The sequence below is a fragment of the Nannocystis exedens genome (genome assembly GCF_002343915.1).
Taxonomy (GTDB): Bacteria; Myxococcota_A; Polyangia; order Nannocystales; family Nannocystaceae; genus Nannocystis; species Nannocystis exedens.
This window is the reverse complement of record NZ_NETK01000001.1, coordinates 10627717-10649329: the sequence shown is the minus strand read 5'-3', so window position 1 is coordinate 10649329 and position 21613 is coordinate 10627717. Positions and strand designations below refer to the sequence as shown.

Here is a 21613-nt window from a genome sequence, read left to right as displayed (position 1 = left end):
GCGTCACCTCGCAATCGCCGCAGCACGCTTCGCCGGTCCGATCCGCAAGCGCCGACTTGTCATCGTCGGGTCGTACGTGGTCCCATCCTCGCAATGCGTCGCGCGATTTTGGCCCCCAACCTCCTCGTAGCGCTCGTCGCCGGCTGCGGCGACAGCGGTCGTCCGGCCGACAGCGCGACCCCGACGACCCCCGGGACCACGCTCCCGGGCACCGAGGGCCTGACCGGCACCACCACCGACGGCACCACCGACGTCGTCCCGACCGAGGGCAGCGGCGGGCTCACCGAGTCCACGAGCACCACCGGCGCCGCCTGCTCCGTCGAGAGCTGCCCCGACGGCACCTGCGTCGGCGACGTCTGCTGCGCCGCCGATCTCGCCTGCGGCGAAATTTGCTGCGAGTCCGACCAGGTGTGCTCGTTCCAGCAATGCGTGGTCCCCGGCGCCGAATGCGTCGACGCCGCCGAATGCCCCGAGGGCAACTATTGCGAATATACCCTCGGCGATCCGGGCAGCATGGGCGGCGACCAGTGCGGCGGCGGCTTCGTGCCGGCGACCGGCAAGTGCCTGCCGGAGCCGCCCGAGTGCGACCCCGGCGTCGTGCCCGAGGGCGACGACATCGACTGCCTGCCCAGATGTGAATACAAGCCGCAGACCAGCTTCGAGCCGGTGCTCAAGTACGCCTGGACCGACGCCAGCGTGATGATGCCGCCGATCGTCATCCAGCTCGACGACGACGACTGCAACGGCGAGGTCGACGAGCGCGACATCCCCGAGATCGTGTTCATGTCGTTCGACGAGGGCAACTACAGCGCCAACGGCACCCTGCACGCGATCTCGATCGTCAACGGCGCGCTGGTCACCAAGTGGACGCAGAAGCCGGCCGTCGACACCCTGTTCCCCGGGCGCGCGCTGGCGGGCGGCAACATCGACGGCGTGCCGGGCAACGAGGTCGTCGCCTGCACCGCCGAGGGCAAGGTGCGGGCCTACACCGCCGCCGGCGCCGAGCTGTGGCTCACCGCCGAGGTCGTCGGCTGCGACCACATCTCGCTGGCCGACTTCGATGGCGACGGCAACGTCGAGATCCTCACCGAGTCGAGCGTGCTCGACGGCAAGACCGGCGCGCTCGAGCTGAGCATCGACGGGCTCACCAGCAGCTGGTGGAACAAGAAGGCGATCGCCGCCGACGCCGACGGCGACGGCCAGCTCGAGATCGTCACCCCGACCCGGATCCTCGAGGCCGACGGCACCGTCCTCGTCGACACCGGCCTCGGCGGCACCTTCCCCGCCGTCGCCGACTTCGACCTCGACGGCGTGCCCGAGATCGTCGGCATCGACAACGTCCACGGCACCGGCACCCACGACCTGAACATCTGGCGCTACGACCCGAACGCCCCCGGCATGTTCGTCGTCGTCCGCCAGGACATCGACATCAACGGCTCGCTGTCGCCCGACCTGTGCCCGGCCGACAGCGCCGGCCACATCGGCGGCGGCGGCCCGCCGACCATCGCCGACTTCAACGGCGACGGCACCCCCGACATCGGCGTCGCCGGCGGGATCGGCTACGCCGTGTTCGACGGCAAGAAGCTGCTCGACCCCAACGTCGCCCCGGCCGACACCTTCCTGTGGATCAAGCAGACGCAGGACTGCTCGTCGGCGTTCACCGGCAGCTCGGTGTTCGACTTCGACGGCTCCGGCTCGGCCGAGGTCGTCTACGCCGACGAGCAGTACATGCGGATCTACGACGGCGCCACCGGCGAGGTCCTGCTCGAGGTCTGCAACACCTCCGGCACCCTCCACGAGTACCCGCTGGTCGCCGATGTCGACAACGACGGCCAGGCCGACATCGTCGTCACCTCCAACGATTACTCGGGACTCATCTGCCCCAAAGAACAGATGAAGACCCGCGGCGTGCGGATCTTCGGCGACGCCAACAACCAGTGGGTGCGCACGCGCCGGATCTGGAACCAGCACGCCTATCACGTCACCAACGTCGCCGAGGACGGCACGATCCCGACCGTCGAGGCGGCCAACTGGACCACCCCGGGCCTCAACAACTTCCGCCAGAACGTCCAGCCCGAGGGCGAGTTCGCCGCGCCCGACCTCGTCGTCTCCGGCCACACCCAGTGCTTCGACGGCTTCAAGGCGTTCGCCCGCGTGCGCAACCTCGGCCAGGCCGCCGTGCCCGCCGGCGTGCCGGTCGGCTTCTACGAGGGCGACCCCGACCAGGGCGGCACCCTGCTCGGCACCCTCAGCACCACCAAGGTCCTGTACCCCGCCGAGGCCCAGGAGCTCGTGCTCGAGCTGCCCGACCTCCCGCCGAGCTTCGTCGACGGCAGCAAGTCGCTGGTGCTCGTCGTCGACGACGGCATGCCCGACCACCCGTGGCACGAGTGCCGCACCGACAACAACACCGCGACCCTCGACCCGGCCTGCAAGGTCATCGGCTGAGCGAAGGCCGGACCGAGACACGCCGCTCGCGGGCGCGTCACGCCGGCGCGACCCGCAGGACGAACCAGTCCTGCATCGTCGCCACCGACACGTGCTCGCTGTCGGGCGCGAACGCGATCGCCTGGACCGCGCGCCCGCGCGTCGGCAGGCGCTCGACCAGCGTGTCCGTCGACAGATCCCACAACTCGAGCCCGCGTCCCGCTCGCGTCACGCGATCGGCGACCAGCCAGCGGCCGTCGGGCGAACCGCCGCGCGCGGCCAGTCGTACGCCGGGCCCAGCGAGCGGCCCGCCCCGCGCGCCAGGTCCCACACCACCAGTTGAAACGCGTCGCCGCCGATCCCCGGCCGGCCCGTCGCCGGATCGATCACCTGCATGTACACGACCGGCCCCGCGGGGTGCCACGCGACCAGCGTCGACGGCGAGAACTCGCCGGCCGGCGCCCGCCAGCAGGCGATGAGCTCCCCGTCCCAGCGCCACTGCGACCACGTATCGAACGTGGCCACCACCAGCGTCTCGCCGAGGTCGCACAGCGCGGTGACGTGCAGCCGCGCCTCACCGAGGATCTGCCGCACCGGCTCGAGCGACCACGGCCGCAGCGGGCCGTGCGCGCCCTCCGCGAACCACGACAGCCTCGACCCGCGCCCGTGGCGGAGGACGATCCGCCGGCCGTCGGTGATCACGCCGGTGTCTACATGTTCTTCCGGCCATGTCCATGCCGACATGTCCTTGTGTCCGCGCGTCACCACGATCCGCGCCCCCGCGCCGCACTCGTGGACGATCACCAGGCCGTCGCCCGCGCGCGGCGCCCCCATGCCCATCAGCCGCGGCCCGCCGCTCGACGCGCGCAGCCCCGACTCCCCGGCCCGGACCGCCGATTCGCGCACCAGTTCGGCCGTATGGAAGTTCCAGCGCACCAGGCAGAGCGGCTCGTCGTCGGCCCACCACGTCCGCTGCGCCTGGCCCCACAGCTCGCCGATCGTCCGCACGAACACCAGCCGCCGACCGGCCCGGAACGGCGTCGTCCGCTGCGACGTCACCGGCGCAGCGTACACCTCCGCCGTCCCGCGATCGACCGACCCCGGAGCCCTCGGCGCGCCTCGGCTACAGCTCGATCCCGGCCTCGATGGTGGCCTCGATGCTGGCCGACACCAGCGCCGGCAGCTCGCAGCGGGCCAGCGCGGCCGCGATCGTGTTGAACCACCCGGACGGGGGATCCTCGACCGGATCGGCGAGCTCGCCGAGGCCGAGGCCGATGTGTCGCAGCGTCGGCGACGCCAGCGGTGGCAGCTGCAGCACCGCCGCGCCGATCACGAGCAGCTCCTCGAGCGCCGGCGCGGCCGCGACCGCCGCCGGCAGCGCGGCCAGCGAGCCTGCGCGGGCGTCGACCACGACCCGGCGCAGCGCCGGCATCGGCGTCTCGGCGAGCGCCTGCAGCCACGCGACGTCGCAGACCAGCAGCTCGGAGAGCACCCGCCAGCTCGCCGTCTGCGGCAGCGCCGGGTCCAGCGGCCCGCCGACCGCCGAGCGCAACCCACCCGGCAGCCACCCTCGCGGCCCGCTCGGCTGCCCGATCTCCTCGAGCACCCAGCCCTCCTCGGTCTCCATCGTCGTGCGCACGATCCCCGCGCCCCAGCGCACCGCCTCGCTGCGGCCGCCGTCGCGCAAGAACCGCTCGACCACCGCGACCGCGGCGTCGCGGTCGATCGCGCAGGCGCTGTCGATCACGAACGGCTCGGCCCCGCCGTCGAACGCCAGCGCCAGGCCGTGACGTCCGCCGCCGATCGCCGCCAGCGTGCCGTGTCCGGTGCGCTCGTGCCACAGGCACAGGAACCCCTCGGCGCCGCAGCGGATGTGGCTGACCTCGAGCACCGCCTCGCCGTGCTCGATCCAGAACGAGCTGTCGAGCGTCTCGTGGCGCGCCACCAGCGACGCGGCGTCGTCCCCCGCGGGCTCCCCCTTGCTGGAGTCGTGGATCCTGGCCATCGCCGCGAGCCTCGCATAACCCGGGCCGTCGCCGCGAGCGGCGATCGCCGACGAACCGCGCCCGCGACGTGGTTCGACCGGGCCGTCCCGTCCCCGCCGCACGCCGAAGGAAACGCACGCGCGCGAGCGCTGCACGCCCGCTCGACGTTTCGCCGCGCACGCTGTCGAACAAGGTTCATTCGCCGGCCAATGGGCATTCGCAGCACCCCCCGGCCTCCGCGCCTCGGCGCCGCTGGCTCGTTCCGGGTCTTTCCTTGCGCGCGCACGCGTGGTCTGCTCGGAGCCGCGATGACCTCCCTTGAACGCCTCCGCGCCTGTGCGGAATCCTTGCTGCCACGAACGGGCCGCGGATCGGGCGGCACAATCGACGATATCGCCGCGGACGCCGCCCGGTGGTTCGGCCTCGACGAGCGGCAGACCGAGCAGGTGCGTGTCACCGCGAGCAAGTGGTTCGCCCGCGCTCCGCTCGATCCTGCCGATCTGAATTGCCTCGAGGCGATCCTTTTACCCAAGGAGCGGCCGGTCGCCGACCTCGCCGACGGCCGAATCGTCGGACTGCCGCCCGGCGAGTTCTTCGACTATTATCATGACACCGTCCTCCGCGCGCGCCTCGAGGCCTGTCTGCCCGCGATCGGCCGCATCGAGCTGCCCGCCAACGTATCGGTCCCGTACGGCGGCACCGGCTTCGTCGTCGGCGACGGCCTCGTCATGACCAATCGCCACGTCGCCCAGCTGTTCGCCAGCGGCGTCGGGCGCCGGCGCCTGCGCTTCCTCCCCGGCCAGACCGTCGGCTTCGCGCCGCGGCGCGAGCAACCCGACGAGCCGGACGGCCCGACCTACGCCGTCTCCGGGCTCGTCATGATCCATCCTTACTGGGACATGGCCCTGCTGCGCGTCGACGGCCTCCGCGTCGCCCCGCTGGCGCTCGCCGTCGACGACGTCGGGGCGCAGCGGCGCGTCGCCGTCGTCGGCTATCCCGGCTTCGATCCGCGCAACGACCACGAGGTCCAGCACCGCGTCTTCCGCGGCCGCTACAACCTCAAGCGCCTCGCGCCCGGGTACTTCGGCGGGCGCCGCTCCGTCCTCAGCTTCGGCCGCCCCGTCCCGGCCGCGCTGCACGACTCCTCGACGCTCGGCGGCTGCTCGGGCGCCGCCATCCTCGACGTCGCCACCGGCCACGTGCTCGGGCTCCACTTCGGCGGCGTCTACCTCGACCGCAACTTCGCCGTCCCGGCCGCCGAGCTCGCCTGGGACCCGCGGGTCGTCGACGCCGGGGTTCGTTTCGCCGGCCAGGCGACCGCGCGCGCCCTCCCTCCCGACTGGAGCGCCGCCTGGACCGACGCGGAAGAGGTCCTGCCCGCGCCCGCGCCGACGCGCGGCCCGCCAGTCGCCGTCGTCGACCCTTCGGCCGGGACCCTGCGCCTCACCGTGCCGATCGAGATCACCGTGCGGATCGGCCAGCCGCTCGCGCAGGGTGCCGCCATTGCCTCGCCCGCCGAATCGACTGCCATCATTCCCCCCGCGCTGCGCCGGCTCGTCGCCGCCGCGCGCGAGCGCAGCTATTACGACGCCGGTCAGGACGCCGCCGATCGCGCCCAGTACTACGCCGACGTCGTCCACGACGTCTGCTACGAGACGCTCTCGGCCCTGGTCGCGGCCACCCACCGCAACACCCCGCCTTACGATCCGAGCCTTCACGTCTATCCCTGGGTCGACCTCCGGCCCGACCTCCGCCTGGCCTCGATCTACTCCGACGCCACCTTCTCGCCCGAGGAGCTGATCGCCGCCGACGCCCGGATCGACGCCGAACGGCGGGCCCGCCGGGCCGAGGCGCTGATCCGCCGGGCGTTCGCCTCGCTGACCGATGTCGACGCCGCGATCGAGGCCGAGCTGCCGTACAACTGCGAGCACGTCGTCCCGCAGAGCTGGTTCCGCAAGCGCGAGCCGATGCGCGGCGACCTGCACCACCTTTTCACCTGCGACGTGCATTGCAACGCCCTGCGCGCCAATCGCTCCTATCATGAATTCCCCGGCGACGAGCCGCTGCCGCCCTGCGGCCTCGGCGACGGTCCGCACTTCGAGCCGGGCAACGGCCACGGCCCCGTCGCGCGCGCCACCCTCTATTTCCTGGTCCGCTACCCCGGCGAGATCGACGCCCCGCACGAGTTCACGCCGAAGCAGATCGAGCTGCTCAAGCGCTGGTCCAAGGACGATCCGCCCGGGCAATACGAGCGCCACCGCAATCAGGCGATCTTCGCCGTCCAGGGCAACCGCAACCCGTTCATCGATCACCCGCAGTGGGTCGACCTCGTCGACTTCGCGCTCGGCCTGAAGGCCGCATGACCGCGCCGAGCGCTCCCGGCGTCGTCGTCGAGCTCACCGTCGTCAGGGCGGCCGAGGCCACCGCGCCGTCGCGCGCGCCGTGGCGGCGCTCCGCCCTGCCGCTCGCGGCTGGCGGGTCCCCGGCCCCGTCGACCCCGGCGCGCCGCGGCGCCGCGTCGAGGCCCTCGCGCCCGCCGGCACCGACATGCGGCGCGCCTGGAACACCGCCCCCGCGCTCGCCGTCCAGCCCGGGCTCGCCGCCGTCGCCGAGGCCGAGGTCGACCACGAGCGAGCCGAGATCGACGCCCGCGTTGCTATACTCGCCGAGGTTTTTCTCGCGGAGTATCGATGCGACGCCAACGGTTGGAGCGACTATTGCTCAGTATGTTCAGCGCCGACGAGCTGCGGCGATTTTTGCGGTACCGCTACGGCGACGAGGTGACGCCGTCGCTGCCGGGCCCGACCAGCTCGCCCGCGCACCTGGTGGAGACCGCCTGCGACGTGCTCGAGCGGCACAGCCTCGTCGACCGGGCCTTCTTCGCCGCCCTGCGCGACGAACGGCCGCGCCGCGGCGCCGAGATCGACGCCGTCATGAAGCTGTGGGACGAGCCGCAGGAGGCCGTCAAGCCGTTCACGTGGAGCTCGCCCGAACAGCTGGCGAAGATCCAGCTCGAGGCCTTGCCGACCCATCGCGACCGCACGATCTCCGCCCGCTTCCTCGTCCGCGGCGCCGCGGCCGCGAGGTCGGTGGCCAAGGTGCTCGTGCATCGCCACTTCGGCGACAAGCCGCGGTTCCTCAGCGACGAGAGCCCCGAGTGCGCCTCGGGCACCGGCTGGCTGATCGCGCCGACCCTCTTCATCACCAACCATCACGTCATCGCCGCCCGTCACGACGGCGACCCGCCCGTCGCGCCCGGCGACTTCGACCGGCAGGCCCGGAGCACCACCCTGCACTTCGACTACCTCGCCGCCGACGCGCAGTTCGAGCCGGTGCGGGCGATCGAGTCGGTCGCCGCCGACCCTGACCTCGACTTCGCGCTGCTGCGGCTGCCCCCCGGCGATCGCCCGCCGCTGCGCCTGCGCAAGCGGCTGCTCGAGCGCAGCCGCGACACGCCGCTGTCCGAGTGCGTCAACGTGCTGCAGCACCCCAACGGCGAGCCGATGCGGATCGGCCTGCGCAACAACTTCGTCGTCCACGGCGACGCCACCTGGCTCAGCTACCTCACCGACACCCGCCACGGCGCCTCCGGCTCGCCGGTGTGCGACGACGACTGGGGCGTCGTCGCCTTGCACCGCGGTCACCGCGAGCTCACGGGCGTCTCGATCAAGCTCGACAACGTCGCCGTGCGCACCGAGAACTACGGCGTCCAGCTCCCGGCCGTCCTCGAGTGGTTGAGACAGCACGCCCCCGCCGTGCAGCGCGAGATCGAAGCCGCGCAGGCGCGGCTCTGACGCGCTGGCGCGGGTTCGGTCAGCCGGCCCGGAACAGCGCCGCGAGCCCGCCCGGCAGCGTCGCCGCCGTCACCCCGCGCAGCAGCGCGACCGGTCCGAGCGCCTTGGCCCGGTGGCGCTGCAGCTCGGGCTCCGGGTAGCGGCGGGTGATGACGTGCCAGTCGAGGATCCCGGCCATCCAGTCCTTGAGGCCCTCGATGTAGGCGTCCAGCGCCGCGCGGGCGTCGGCGTCGAGGTCGAGGTCGGCGATCATCGGCGGCACGTCGTGCGCCAGCACGTGCTCGAACTGCTCCATGCGCGAGGTCATCAGCTTGTTCACCGCCTCGACCGCCTCGTCGCGCGACAGGTCGAGGAACGTCTGCAGCACCAGCACGATGTTGTGGAGCTCGCCCTCGTACTCGATCTCCTTCTGGTACGAGAAGATGTCGTTGGTGAAGCAGGCGTAGTCCTGCGCCGAGACCTCGAGCCAGCGGATCGGGCGGGAGTTCAGCGCCTCGGGCGGGATCCGGCCGCCCTTGGTGATCCGCGCCAGGTTCATCGTCATGTCGGAGCCGAAGGTCGCGCGCCGCATCTCGACGTAGTCGACCGGATCGGGGATCCGGTGCTGGGTCTGGTTCATCAGCTCCCACAACCAGCTCGCGGTCATGTCCTCCACGCTCTTGCGGAAGCTCGCGCGCTGGCTCGGCGACAGCGGGCCGGCGGTGCGGCGCCACAGGTCGGCGAGGCCGGCCTCGACCGGGTTCAGCGGCGGCGGGCTCGGCTCGCCGTCCAGCGGCATGAACAGCGACAGGCGATCGTTCTGCAGCTTGGCCGCCGCGAAGTTGCGCGTGTTGCCGAACACCACCGGGAAGTAGTCGTCGCCGTAGGTGCCCCACGTCAGCCACGCCGACGACACGTCGAGCTCGTCGCCCGTCGCGTCGGGGTGGATCCGCGCCGCGCACTCGGCGAAGTCGTAGCCCGCCAGGCGATCCTCGTCCCAGATGCACGCGCCCGGCACCCCGGGCACCTCGGCGAGCATGCCCGTCGCCCGCGCGTAGTCGATGCAGTGCTGCTTGGCGCGCGCGAGGTTGCCGTTCACCCGCGCCTTGTAGGGCATGTAGAACTCGGGCAGCGTCGTCGGCCCGACCGGCCGGAACAGCAGGTGCGAGTGGTTCTTGAGCCGCTTGAGCCCGAGCGCCGACGGCGACAGCGTCAATCGCACGCCCGAGGTGCCGAGCCCGGTCGGCCCGCGGAGCACCCGCTCGATCAGCGTCGCCGCGCGGCTGGCCGCCTCGTCGCGCTCGCCCCGGGCCAGCCGCCGCTCGGTGCCGACGCGGAAGTGGGTCGGCAGCCCCGCCGGGGCCGGCAGCTCGATCGTCGGCGACGACCCGCCGCCCTCGCCGCCGCCGTTCATGTAGCGGCTCGAGCGCATGTGCCACTCGTGGCCGCCCGACTGCCAGTCCTGCAGCCCCTTGACGTAGAGGAACACCCCCTGGCGCTCGAGCGGGTCGAGCCCGTACTCCTCGAACAGCGGCGGCAGCTCGACGAACGCGGTGTTCTCGAACTGCTGCAGCCGCGACGTCAGCAGGTCGTTGGTGATCTCGGCCGCCTTTTGGGTCGGCACCCCGAAGAAGCGCTCGACGACCAGCACGCAGTTGGCGTTCTCGCCCTCGCGCTCGACCTCGCGCTGGTACGAGAACAGGTCGTTGCGCAGGTGGACGCCGTCGCTGAACGTGTCCTTGAGGACCCGCAGCGGCCGCGTCTCGGCGATCCGCGCCGGGATCTCGGCCCCGACCGCGTGCTCGACCAGGCCGGCCGACCACGGCGCGCCGCCGACCTTGCGCCGCATCTCGATGTACTCGATCGGGTTCGAGACCCGCGCCTGGCGGATGTTGCCGAGCTCCCACAGCGACTCCTCGAGCAGGTGCCGCGTGGCCTCGTGGAACCGCCGCCGCCAGTCGGCCGACGTCGTCGGCGTGGTGCGGCGCCACAGATCGAGCAGCCCCGCCTCGACCGGGTTCGTCGGCTCGGGGATCGGCGTCGCCAGGTCGACCGGCATGAACGCCGGCAAGCGGGCCAGGTACTCCTTCGCGCCGGCCATGTCGCGGGTCTTCTTGTAGACCTCGAGGAAGTGGTCGTCGAAGAAGAACACCCACACGTACCAGTCGGTGATGAGGTCGAGCTCCTCGCCCGAGCAGTCCGGATGGGTGTAGGCGCACAGCAGCGCGTAGTCGTGGTTGTCGAGGTCCTCCTCGGTCCACACGCCGGTGTCGATCATCTCCATCGCGTAGGCCCACTCCTTGGTGTGCCGGCGCGCGCCTTCGAGGTGGGGATTGATCCGCGCCGGATGCGGCATGTAGAAGTCCGGCAACTGGAACGGCTGCTTCTGCGTCATGGCTACTCCTGGCGGCCGATCGCCACGTCCTCGAGCATCCCGAGCGCGTCGGGCACCAGCACGGCCGCCGAGAAATAGGCGGTGACCAGGTATTCGTGGATCGCCCGGTCGTCGACCCCGATCGACCGCACCGACAGGCTCGGCTCGACCTCGTCGGGGATCCCGGTCTGGTGCAGCCCGATCACGCCCTGCGAGTCGGCGCCGGTGCGCATCGCCAGGATCGAGCTGGTGCCTTCCGGCGTGATCGGGATCTTGTCGCTCGGCACGATCGGCACCCCGCGCCAGGCGATCATCGCGCTGCCCTCGAGGTGCAGCGTCTGCGGGTAGAACCCGCGGCGCGTGCACTCGCGGGCGAACGCCGCGATCGTGCGCGGGTGGGCCAGGAACAGCCGCGTCGAGCGGCGGCGGCACAGCAGCTCGTCGAGGTCCTCGGGCGTCGGCGGCCCGCTGCGGGTCGGGATCCGCTGCTTGAGGTCGACGTTGTGCAGCAGCCCGAACTCCCGGTTGTTGAGGATCTCGTGCTCCTGCTGCTCGCGCACCGCCTCGATCGTCAGGCGCAGCTGCTCCCGCGTCTGATCCATCGGCTCGTTGTAGATGTCGGCCACGCGGGTGTGGACGCGCAGGATCGTCTGCACCAGCGAGAGCTCGTACTCGCGCGGCTTCAGCTCGTAGTCGACGAAGCTGGTCGGCAGCGTCACCTCGCCCTTGTGTCCGGCCGCCATGGCGATCGCCTGCTGGCCGTTCTTGTCCTGCGGCTGCGCGCGCAGGCGCGCGTAGGCCTCGACGTGGGCCTGCAGCGCCGGCGAGTCGGCGATCGCCCGCGTCAGCGCCTGCTCCGACAGCGTCAGGACGATGCAGCGGGTGATCGCCTTGACGGTGAACGGCCACACGTCGCCGCGGGCGACCAGGCCGTCGTCGCCGAAGTGGTCGCCGTCGACCAGCACGCCGAGGATCAGCGAATCGTCGTACTTGCCGACGCCGAGCTTGTGGGCCTTGCCGTGCGCCAGCAGCACCACCTGGTCGGCCGGCGCCCCGGCGGCGACGATGACCTCGCCGGCGGCCACCTCGCGCTGGACGAAGCGGTCGGCCAGCGCGCCGAGCACCGCGTCGTCCTCGAACCCGCGCAGCAGCGGCAGCTCGGTCAGCTCGCGCGGGATCACCTGCACGCGCGGGCCGACGCTGGTAAACCCGACCCGGCCGTCGCCGACCGCGTACGTCAGGCGGCGATTGACGCGGTAGGTCCCGCCGGGCACGTCGACCCACGGGAGCAGGCGCAGCAGCCAGCGCGGGCTGATGCCCGCCATCTGCGGCGCCGACTTGGTGGTCGTCGCCAGGTTGCGAGCCGCCGCGACGGCGAGGCTCGTCTGCGCGTGGTCTCTCGGGGTCGACACGTCCGTCATGGCCAAAGGCTCCTCTGCTGCCACGTCCGCCGGCTATCGCCGCCTCAGCGGCCGATCTCCGCGTCCTCGAGCACCGCCAGCGCGTCGGGCACCAGCACGGCGGCCGAGTAGTAGGCGCTGACGAGGTACGAGATGATCGCCTTCTCGTTGATGCCCATGAAGCGGACCGACAGGCTCGGCTCGACCTCGTCGGGGATGCCCGGCTGATGGAGGCCGATCACGCCCTGGTTCTTCTCGCCGGCGCGCAGCAGGATGATCGAGCTGGTGCGCGTGTCGGTCACCGGGATCTTGTTGCACGGCAGGATCGGCACCCCGCGCCAGGCCGGCAGGTGGTGGCCGGCGAACTCGACGGGGTGCGGGTAGATGCCGCGCTTGCTGCACTCCTGGCCGAAGGCCGCGATCGTGCGCGGGTGGGCCAAGAACGCCGTCGGCTCCTTCCACACCAGCGCCAGCAGCTCGTCGAGGTCGTCCGGGGTCGGCGGGCCCGAGCGGGTGTGGATGCGCTGCTTGAGGTCGGCGTTGTGGAGCAGGCCGAACTCGGGGCTGTTGATCATCTCGTGCTCTTGCCGCTCGCGCAGCGCCTCGATGGTCAGCCGCAACTGCTGCTGCGTCTGGTTCATCGGCTCGTTGTACAGGTCGGCCACGCGGGTGTGGATCTGCAGCACCGTCTGCGCCACGCTGAGCTCGTACTCCCGCGGGGCCAGCTCGTAGTCGACGAAGGTGCCCGGCAGCACGACCTCGCCGCGGTGGCCCGAGGACAGCGCGATCTCGGCCTCGCCCTGGCCGGTCTGCGGCTTGTTGCGATTGGCCATGAACTTCTCGACCTGGGCCCGCAGCCCCGGCGACTGCTCGACCGCGTCGGCGAGCGCCTTCTCGGGCAGGGTCAGCGCGATCACGCGGGTGACCGCCTTGACCGTGAAGCCCCACGTGTCGTTCTGCTCGACCAGGTTCTGGTCGCCGAAGTGGGCGCCGTCGGCGAGCACGGCGAGCACGGTCTCGTCGCCGTACTTGCCGGTGCCGAGCTTGTTCACCTTGCCGTGGGCGATGAGGAACACCTGGTCGGCCGGCTTGCCCGCCTCGACCAGCACGTCGCCGGCCTTGTACTCGCGCTGCACGAACTTGCCGGCCAGGGCGGTCAGCACCTCGACGTCGTCGAACCCGCGCAGCAGCGGCAGCTCGGTCAGCTCCTGCGGCACCACCGACACCTTGGCGCCGACGTTGGTGAAGCTGAGGCGGCCGTCGCCGACCGCGTAGCTGAGCCGGCGGTTGACGCGGTAGACGCCGCCCGCGGCGCGCACCCACGGCAGCAGCTTCAGCAGCCACCGCGAGCTGATTCCTTGCATCTGCGGCTCCGACTTGGTCGTCGTCGCCAAATTTCGCGCCGCTGCGGTCGCCAGGCTGGTCTGCTGCGCGCTCTCACCGGGTTTCTGTGCATTCGTCATGACGTACCTCGAGGTTGCTCAAACTGCGACGATTGACCCGCACCGCCGAATCGACGCACCGACACCCGCTGCCGACTCGCAGGGCGCTCGCCATTCGATGGCCACAAGAACCGTACGGGCTCGTGACACTCCGCCGCGCCCGTATTCGCGCGGGGAGTATGGTGATTGGACTTTGCGGGCCGAGCTAGTACCGACTCACCATTGGCCTGTCAACGTTAAACAACGGCGCGAATGCGAGCCGACGCCCCACCAATATTCTCACGCAACGTGGACGCGTATGGCGAGATTCGCCGATGGGCGCCCGGAGGCGCCCAGTGGGCGCCCACCGCTGTCGCCTGCGACATGTTTCAATGCGCGGTTCTGCATGTCGGTTCTTTCATGCAATTTCGTGGAATGCCCCGGAAGAAATCGGTGTACATCGGAGGTCTCGACGAAGTAGCGGCCGATGATCAAGACTGTCGCGCCGATGACCGCCGCCACGTTGTTGAATAACGCGCTCATCTTCGGCGCGGCCCTCTTCCTCGTCATCGCCACGGCGCTGATCGTGTCGCGGCAGTCCGGACGCCTGTTGCGGGTCGCGCTGCGCCTCGTCCGCGCGCCCGACCACGAGGCGCTGGCGGCGACGCTGGCGAGCCGGGCCTCGCGCGCCATCGTCGTCGTCGCCACCGTGGTCGGCATCGCGCTGATCTGCGCCGGCGTGTCGCTGACCATGTACGAAATCGACTGCGCGCCGCGGCTGTGGGCGTGGGCCGAGGCGTCGCTCCTCCGCGATCCGATGGCGACGCTGCGCCTGGCCCTCAGCGTGCTGGGCGTCGCGCTCGGGGCCGTCGTCGTCCACCGCTTCGTCCGCGTCGTCGCCCACTACTTGATCGCCGGCCTGCGACGCAACGCCGCCTTCGCCCACCACGACGCGCAGCTCGCCACCCTGCTCGAGCGCCTGCTCCTCACCCTGCGCTGGGGCATCGCCCTCGGCGCGGCCGGCCTGTGCGTCGCGCTCGCACCTCCCCCCGAAATCGTGGTGCGGGCGCTCGAGACCGTCACGATCATCGCGCTCGGAGTGCTCATCGCGCGGACGATGATCGTCATCGCGCACCTCGCAGTGGACGTCGTGTTTCAGTTCGCCCGCGGGCGCGAGGGCCACCGCACCCTGCGCTACGTCGGCCGGCTCGAGCACCTCGCCGGCATCACCAAGCGCACCCTCGACTACTTCTTCTTCGTCGGCGCGGCCACCTGGATCTTCGATCAGATCAACCCGGGCGGGCGGATGAGCGAGCTGGGCCTCATCGGCATCCGCATCATCGCCCTCGTGTACGCCGGCCGGGTGCTGATCGAGGTGTTCGAGCTGTTCGTGCGCGAGCTGCTGCTGGCCGACCCGGACAAGCGCAGCGAGGCCGAGAACCAGCAGCGCCTGACCCTCGTCCCGGTCGCCAGCAGCATCCTCCGCTACGCGATCTACTTCTGCATGACGGTCATGGCGCTGCAGGAGCTCGGCGTCGACACCTCGCCGATCCTCGCCGGCGCCGGCCTGCTCGGCCTCGCCGTCGGCCTCGGCGCGCAGGCGTTCGTCGGCGACGTCGTGTCCGGCTTCTTCATCCTGTTCGAGGGCCTGTTCCTGGTCGGCGACCGCGTGCGCGTCGGCGACGTCGTCGGCAACGTCGAAGAGATCGGCGTCCGCGTGCTCAAGATCCGCGACGAGGCCGGCGTGCTCCACTGCATCCCCAACGGCGAGGTGCGCAGCATCGCCAACCACGCGCGCCTCTACGTCAACGCGCTGGTCGAGTTCCGCCTACCCTACGCCGCCGACGTCGCCGGCGTCCTCGCCGGCCTCAAGGCCCACCTGGCCGCGTTCCGCCCGCGCTGCCCCGACCTGCTCGAGGACCCCGAATTCGTGGTCCAGGACCTGCAGGACACCGGCGTCCTCATCCGCTGCGTCGCCCGCGTCAAGCCCGGCCGCGACGACGCCACCTGCGAGCTGCTGCGCGCCGGGCTGCTCACCGCCCTGGTCGCCGCCGGCGTCGCGCCGCAGGCCTGTCACGTGGTCGTCCTGCCCAACGGCGCCGCCCCGCGCTGACGCCGCGAGCACATGCCCTCGCGGTCGCGGACGCACCCTGTCAGCCGCGCCCGGCGTGCATCCGGAACGATTGCTGGCCGCGCTCGCCGTGCGCGAGCGCCTGCTCGATCGCCGCGCCGAAGTCGGCCAGCGCGTGGCGCCCGGCCACCCGCGTCTTGAACCCGGGCGCGCCGGCATCGGCACCTCGATGTTCGCGCTGGCCCGCCGCGACGGCCTGGTCCGCGTGCTGCCCCGGCTGCCGCCGCTCGCGGTCGACGCCTGGCTCGCCATGCACGAGGGCCTGCGCACGCCCCGGCGCGTCCGCCTGCGCTTCGACCTCCTCGCCGCGCGGCTCGGCGGCTACGTCACGGGCGAGGGCCCGACCCGCCCGGCGCCCCCCCGCGGCCCCGCGCCGAAGGCTCCGACCGCTCGTCGCTCGAAGTAGCGCGGGAGCGGCGAGAGCTCGCGCGCGCCCGCGGCTCGCCGGCCCCGACCACGGTTTCGCGGCATCCGGCGGCGGCCGAAGGACATGTCCCGAGAGACAGCACCGGGAGCTCGCCATCCATCGCCCGTCGCCGCGCTTGCCACGCTCGACGGCCGTCTCGTAGCATCCGCCGATGCACCTAAATTACCGTCCCCTCGTCGTCGTCTGCGCCCTGCTCGCCTGCGGTCCCAAGAGCCCCGGGACCACCGACGGGACCACCACCGGCACCACCACCGACGGTCCGACGACCACGTCGACGACCGCGCCCACCACGACACCGACGACGACCGAGGGCGCGCCGGAGCACACCCGCCCCTCGACCGAGCAGCAGCTCTGCATCGACCTCTGCCTCAACCTGGGCGAGCGCGATCCCGGCTGCTCGCGCGCCGACTACACCTGCTACGAATGGTGCATGGCCGGCTTCACGTACGCGGAACACGAGTGCCGGGACGAGCTGCGGGCCGCCCGGCGCTGCGAGGCCGAGGCGACCGCGTTCGACGACCACTGGGCGTGCGAGTCCCCCGAGTGCGCCTCCGTCTACGCCGCCCTGGACGTCTGCCGCGGCTATTGCTCGCACCTCGGCGGCGTCCCCTCGAGCGGCAGCTCGACGCAGCAGTGCGACTGGGGCAGCGACTGCCTCGACGGTCACGAGTACGAGATGCAGTGCGCGACCGGCGACGCTCCGCTCTGCACCTGCTGGATCGACAACACCAAGGTGGGCACCTGCCTGCTCGCGGGCGAGCTCGAGGCGTTCTCCTGCGGCGAGCTCGATCTGTTCGACGGCTGCTGCAACGAGTTCTTCCTGCCCGTCCTGCAGCCCGCCGCCGTCGACGAGCCGATCCCGAGCGAGCCCGAGGCCAGCGGCACCGCTTCGCCCGGCGATCCATGCCCGCTGGTCGGCCTCAACCTCCCCTGCGAGCAGAACGGCTCCGCCGGCCTGACCTACTGCGACGACATCGGCGGCAGCGTGCGATTCGGCCCGTGCATCGCCGAGCCGGACTGCGACCTGCTGGCCGCGGCGTGCGAGGGCACCTGCCAGCTCCTCGAGGGCGTGCCGACGTGGGTCGAGCAGGAGTGCTCGGGCGAGTCCACCTCCGGCTGACCCTGCAGCGGGCCGCGCGGCGCACCGCGGGCGCCGGCGGGCTCCCGGGCGGCCTGTCCCGAGAGCCGTTCGGCGCGTTCGCTCACCGGCACGGGCAGATCGAGCGCCGGCGGGCTCCCGGAGCCACCTGCCCCGAGAGCCAGCCGTCGCATCCGCTCACTGGCACGGGCAGATCGAGCGCCGGCTGCCGGCGCCGCAGGCGACGCCGATCTGGTCCATGTTGTTGAGGTGCTCGTTCGGGCACCCGGCGTAGGTCGAGCAGTACATCGGCCCGACCAGCGGCGTGTTGGTGTGGTCGCCGTACTCGTCCTCGAGGCAGGCGTAGGTCCAGCTGTTCATCGAGATGCCGTTGAGGCCGAACGCGGCGCTCAGCGCCTGGCACTCCGGCTCGGAGTCCTGGGCGGCGAACCACACGTTCTTGTCGGCCACCGGCGTCAGCCCGAAGTGCGCGCACACGGCGTTGCACGGCTGCCCGCAGGCGGTCGGGTTGTAGCACCAGTTGAGCCCGTTGACGCTGCGGCAGGAGGTCCCGCAGCCGGGGTTGCAGCCGTCGTTGGGGATGTTGTTGCCGTCGTCGCAGGTCTCGCCGATGCCGGGCTGGACGAACCCGTCGCCGCACTTGGCCGGCGCGCACGCGTTGGTGCAGCCGTCGGTGTTGCTCGGGTTGCCGTCGTCGCACTGCTCGCCCGGCTGGACGAACCCGTCGCCGCAGCTCGCGTTCTGGCACGTGTTCGTGCAGGCGTCGTTGTTGTTCTGGTTGGCGTCGTCGCACTGCTCGCCCGGGGCCACGAAGCCGTCGCCGCACACCGCGTTCTTGCAGGCCAGCGTGCACAGCCCCTGGTTGCTGTTGAGCAGCCCGAGGTCGCACTGCTCGCCGGCCTGCACGAACCCGTCGCCGCAGCTGGCGAATTTGCAGACGTTGGTGCACATGTCCGCGTTGCTCTGGTTGCCGTCGTCGCAGCCCTCGCCGGGGCCGACGAAGCCGTCGCCGCACACGTTCAGGCTGCAGTCGGCCTTGCACGCGTTGTTGTCGGCGTTGTTCGCCCCGTCGTCGCACTGCTCGACGTTGGCCTGGACCAGCCCGTCGCCGCACTCGGCGTCCTTGCAGCCGGCGGTGCAGGCCCCGGCGTCGCTGTTGCCGGGCCCGAGGTCGCACTCCTCGCCGGCGCTCGGCGACTCGAAGCCGTCGCCGCAGGCGGGCAGCTTGCACACGTCGGTGCAGCCGTCGTCGTTGTCGCCGTCCTTGCCGTCGTCGCAGTCCTCGTTGGGGTCGACGATCGCGTTGCCGCAGCCCTCTAGCTTGCACGTCGGCGAGCAGCCGTCGCCGGCCGTCATGTTGCCGTCGTCGCACTCCTCCCCGGGGCCCTTGTCGACGTCGCCGCACACGTTGAGCACGCACATCGCGTTGCACACCGCCCCGGGCCCGTTGTTGGCGCCCTCGTCGCACTCCTCGACGCCGGCGTGGGCGAACCCGTCGCCGCACACGTTCTCCTTGCACTCGAGGGTGCAGGCGCCGGTGTTGCTGTTCTCCGGCCCGTCGTCGCAGGCCTCGCCCGGTCCGACGAATCCGTCGCCGCAGGCGGCCAGGGTGCAATTGTTGGTACACGCGTCGGTGTCGTCCTGGTTGCCGTCGTCGCACGCCTCGGTCGGCGCGACGATGCCGTCGCCGCAGCTGGCCAGCGCGCAGCTGTTGGTGCAGTCGTCGTCGTCGACCCGATTGCCGTCGTCGCAGCCCTCGCCCGGTCCGACGAATCCGTCGCCGCAGGTCGCCTGCGTGCAATCCGACTTGCAGCTGTTCATGTCGCCGTTCATCGCCCCGTTGTCGCACGCCTCCTCGGGGCCCGGGTCGCCGTCGCCGCAGACATTGAGCGCACACTCGGCGTTGCAGCTCTCGCCCGGCCCATTGCCGGCACCGTCGTCGCACGCCTCGCCGTCGTCGAGCTCGCCGTTGCCACATTCGGGCTCGACGTCCCCCGTCGTCCCGGTCGTCGTCGTGCCCGTCCCCGTCGGCACCGTCGTCGTCGTCGGCACCCCGGTCGTCGTCGGCACCCCGGTCGTCGTCCCGGGCGCCGTCGTCCCGGTCTCGGTCCCCGACGAGGTCGACGTCCCATTCGACGTCTCGGTCGTCGTCGCGTCAGTTTCGCCACACCCCACCACTGTGAGGACAAACGCCCCCATCACCCCGAGCCAGCTCCGCTTCATCGTTGAAATCCTCCGCGAGCGACTCTAGGGGCCGCCGTTCGCCCCCGAGACGCTCCGCCGATGATGGCCCGGCGTCCGCGCCCGCAGAGGCAGCACCTGCGCGGGTTCACGCGGCGCCCACGGGCCGGACGGCGGGCGCAGGCGCGCAAAGTGCAGCCTTTGCGGGCGCGCCTCCCCGCGCACGAGGCCCCTCCGCACTCGAGAAGGCGCGCGTTCGCAGCGGGGCTCGCGGTGCCTGCATTGGCGACACCGCGAATCCGCCGCCCGGAGATCGCGCGGCAAACTCAGCCCCCCGCGAATGCCGCGGTCGCGCCAATGCCGAGCTCGACCGACTGCGGCAATTCGAAGTCTCTCACGCGATTCCAGGTGAACGGATTTCGCGTGCTGTTGTACCAATCCCACCACACCACCGCGCCGTCGGGCGGCGAGACCGACGCGTGCAGCGCCGTCCATTGCGCGGGGGTCTTGCCGAACGTCGGGCAGGCCGGGATCACCCGCGAGAAGCCGAGCGCCCGGTAGGCGGCGATCGATCGCTGCGGGTACCCGGACCCCTGATCATTGGCGATGTCGTAGATCTGCGGCGCCGCGAAGTCGACCCCGGTGAACGCCGCCCACGGGAACCGCGGGAAGTTCCACGGCGCCCCGTACGAGGTCAGCCCGACCGCCAGCCCGGCCGCGCGCGCGGCCGGCAGCAGCAGCGCCATCAATCGCGCCGCCGCCTCCGGCGCGTCGTCGTAGGGCGCCTCGGCGTCGACCACCACCCCGCTCGCCCCGCAGCTCGTCGCCGACGACAGCAGCACCTCGACGAATTCCGCCTCGCGCCCCGGCCACGGGAATCCCCACACCCAGCAGGCGTGCCCGGCCGCCCGCAGCGCCTGCGCGTGCCCGCCGAAGCCGGTCCAGCGGCTGCTCTTCCTGTCCGCGTATTGCCAGATGCTCTGGAACGCCAGCCAGCGCAGCCCCGTCTGCGCCACCCGGGCCAGCATCGCCTCGATCGAGCCGACGTGCTTGACCGAGCGGACGAACATCCCCTTGCCGCGCGGCAGCCCGGCGGGCCGGCGCAGCAGCGCGTCGAGGACGGCGCGGGTCCGCGGACCGACGATTCCGTCGACCACCAGCCCGTGCTCGGCCTGGACCGCCCGGATCCCGCGATCCAGCAGGAACAGCGCCTCGCGCAGCGACAAATCGAGGCTCTCGGCCCGCACCGTCACGATCGCACCTCCACCCTTCTCCGCCTATTTCGCCAGCGTACTCGCCCCGGCGCCCGCGTTCAACTCGGCCGCGCGGCCTGCCCCGGAATCGTCGCTCGCCCCGACTTCGGCGACGGTGGCAATGCGCGCACCACGGTCCCACCATTGTCCCGCGCCGGCGCCCCGGCGGGACCCCGAGGCGCCGACGTCCGTCGCGGTTCCGATCCGCCCTCGGGCCCGGGCCCGGCGCTGCCGCTAGAGTTCCATGCGGAGGACGCACTCATGCCGCGGACGAACCCGATCTTCTGGCGCCTCGCCCCGCTCGCCCTCGCGCTCGCGTGCGAGGCGGCCGGCGGTCACGCCACCACCGACCAGCCGCTGGACGACGTCGACGACGGCGAGCCGGCCGACACCGGCGAGCTCCCCGGCCCGACCAAGAAGGAGCCGGACGTCGGCCCCGGCCCGGCCTTCGAGTGCGATCCCTGGCAACAGGACTGTCCCGAAGGCCAGAAGTGCAACCTCTACAGCCTGGGCGGCGACGCCACGCTCGACGGCGCCAAGTGTGTGCCGCTCGACGACAACCCGGCGCAGGTCGGCGAGCTGTGCATCGCCCAGGGCGGCTACGGCGCGGGCCCCGACGACTGCGACGCGGGCCTCCTGTGCTGGAACGTGATCCCCGGCGGGCAGGGCGTGTGCGTCCAGGTCTGCGACGGCCAGGCTGTCAGCCCGCAGTGTCCCGAGGGCCAGCTCTGCACCAAGAGCTTCGGCGACTACCACTACAAGTGCCTGCCCACCTGCGACCCGCTCGAGCAGGACTGCATCGAGGGCGAGCTGTGCGCCTCCGGCGACGCGGGCTTCGTCTGCGCCCCCGACGTCTCCGGCGAGGGCGGCCGGATCTACGACGTCTGCACCGCCGCCAACGACTGCGACCGCGGCCTCATGTGCTCCGCGCCCGACGCCGCCCCGCAGTGCCCGAACGACCCCGCGGGCGGCTGCTGCCTGCCCTTCTGCGAGCTCGGCGGCGTCTGCCCCGACGGCCTCGAGTGCCACGACTTCGAGGATCCGAACGAGCCGCCCGAGCTGGCCGCCGTCGGCGCCTGCGGCCTCGTCCCATGACCTTTGGGACATGCATTCGAGGACATGCCCGGCCGGACATGTCCCCG

General features: G+C 71.8%; 15 protein-coding genes. 7 read left to right on the top strand and 8 right to left on the bottom strand.

Going from position 1 to position 21613, the window contains the following annotated elements; all coding sequences use genetic code 11:
• Positions 1-93: 93 nt before the first annotated feature.
• Positions 94-2448 carry an FG-GAP-like repeat-containing protein gene (locus NAEX_RS41495; RefSeq protein ID WP_100793051.1) on the top strand — a complete coding sequence of 785 codons (2355 nt, stop codon included), beginning with the start codon at positions 94-96 and terminating at the stop codon, positions 2446-2448.
• Between the two features lie 37 nt (positions 2449-2485).
• On the opposite strand, the gene NAEX_RS51540 is transcribed toward NAEX_RS41495, so the two are convergent.
• The 3 genes from NAEX_RS51540 to NAEX_RS41485 all read right to left on the bottom strand — a co-directional run bounded on the left by NAEX_RS51540 (position 2486) and on the right by NAEX_RS41485 (position 4432).
• Positions 2486-2659: a hypothetical protein gene (locus NAEX_RS51540; RefSeq protein WP_170136450.1), complete on the bottom strand. Its 174-nt coding sequence runs from the start codon at positions 2657-2659 to the stop codon at positions 2486-2488.
• Complete coding sequence (locus NAEX_RS41490) at positions 2656-3486, bottom strand: hypothetical protein (protein WP_096332991.1); 831 nt, start codon at positions 3484-3486, stop codon at positions 2656-2658. The genes NAEX_RS51540 and NAEX_RS41490 overlap by 4 nt, the downstream gene beginning before the upstream one ends.
• 64 nt (positions 3487-3550) lie before the next feature.
• Positions 3551-4432 (bottom strand): hypothetical protein, encoded by an 882-nt coding sequence (locus tag NAEX_RS41485; protein WP_096332990.1) that lies wholly within the window; start codon positions 4430-4432, stop codon positions 3551-3553.
• Between the two features lie 327 nt (positions 4433-4759).
• On the opposite strand from NAEX_RS41485, the gene NAEX_RS41480 reads away from it, so the two are divergent.
• Positions 4760-6775 carry an endonuclease gene (locus NAEX_RS41480; RefSeq protein ID WP_170136449.1) on the top strand — a complete coding sequence of 672 codons (2016 nt, stop codon included), beginning with the start codon at positions 4760-4762 and terminating at the stop codon, positions 6773-6775.
• Positions 6776-7138: 363 nt separating this feature from the next.
• Positions 7139-8206 carry a trypsin-like serine peptidase gene (locus NAEX_RS41475; protein ID WP_096332988.1) on the top strand — a complete coding sequence of 356 codons (1068 nt, stop codon included), beginning with the start codon at positions 7139-7141 and terminating at the stop codon, positions 8204-8206.
• 19 nt (positions 8207-8225) lie between these two features.
• Here NAEX_RS41475 and NAEX_RS53465 read toward each other — a convergent pair whose 3' ends face one another.
• From NAEX_RS53465 to NAEX_RS41460, 3 genes are read right to left on the bottom strand one after another with little or no spacing between them, the layout of a single operon-like run.
• Complete coding sequence (locus tag NAEX_RS53465; RefSeq protein ID WP_245913913.1) at positions 8226-10580, bottom strand: terpene synthase family protein; 2355 nt, start codon at positions 10578-10580, stop codon at positions 8226-8228.
• A 2-nt stretch (positions 10581-10582) separates the two neighbouring features.
• On the bottom strand, positions 10583-11980 hold the full coding sequence (locus tag NAEX_RS41465; RefSeq protein WP_096332987.1) for a family 2B encapsulin nanocompartment shell protein: 1398 nt from the start codon (positions 11978-11980) through the stop codon (positions 10583-10585).
• 44 nt (positions 11981-12024) lie between these two features.
• Positions 12025-13422, bottom strand: a complete 1398-nt coding sequence (locus NAEX_RS41460; RefSeq protein WP_096332986.1) for a family 2B encapsulin nanocompartment shell protein — start codon at positions 13420-13422, stop codon at positions 12025-12027.
• Positions 13423-13867: 445 nt separating this feature from the next.
• Between NAEX_RS41460 and NAEX_RS41455 the strand changes: the two genes are divergently transcribed.
• The 3 genes from NAEX_RS41455 (at position 13868) to NAEX_RS52520 (ending at position 17058) form a co-directional block, all read left to right on the top strand.
• A complete protein-coding gene (locus NAEX_RS41455) occupies positions 13868-15493 on the top strand; it encodes a mechanosensitive ion channel family protein (RefSeq protein WP_096332985.1) in 1626 nt (541 codons plus the stop codon).
• 55 nt (positions 15494-15548) lie between these two features.
• Positions 15549-15917, top strand: a complete 369-nt coding sequence (locus tag NAEX_RS41450; RefSeq protein WP_143140669.1) for a hypothetical protein — start codon at positions 15549-15551, stop codon at positions 15915-15917.
• Between the two features lie 172 nt (positions 15918-16089).
• The gene (locus NAEX_RS52520; protein ID WP_096332983.1) at positions 16090-17058 is read left to right on the top strand and encodes a hypothetical protein; all 969 of its coding nucleotides are present in this window, start codon (positions 16090-16092) and stop codon (positions 17056-17058) included.
• A gap of 156 nt (positions 17059-17214) precedes the next feature.
• On the opposite strand, the gene NAEX_RS41440 is transcribed toward NAEX_RS52520, so the two are convergent.
• Positions 17215-19260 carry a DUF4215 domain-containing protein gene (locus tag NAEX_RS41440; RefSeq protein ID WP_100793054.1) on the bottom strand — a complete coding sequence of 682 codons (2046 nt, stop codon included), beginning with the start codon at positions 19258-19260 and terminating at the stop codon, positions 17215-17217.
• A gap of 284 nt (positions 19261-19544) precedes the next feature.
• Positions 19545-20471 carry a peptidoglycan-binding domain-containing protein gene (locus NAEX_RS41430; RefSeq protein ID WP_096332980.1) on the bottom strand — a complete coding sequence of 309 codons (927 nt, stop codon included), beginning with the start codon at positions 20469-20471 and terminating at the stop codon, positions 19545-19547.
• Positions 20472-20732: 261 nt separating this feature from the next.
• On the opposite strand from NAEX_RS41430, the gene NAEX_RS41425 reads away from it, so the two are divergent.
• Positions 20733-21566, top strand: coding sequence for a hypothetical protein (locus tag NAEX_RS41425; RefSeq protein WP_096332979.1), 834 nt, complete (start codon positions 20733-20735; stop codon positions 21564-21566).
• The last annotated feature ends 47 nt before the right edge of the window (positions 21567-21613 follow it).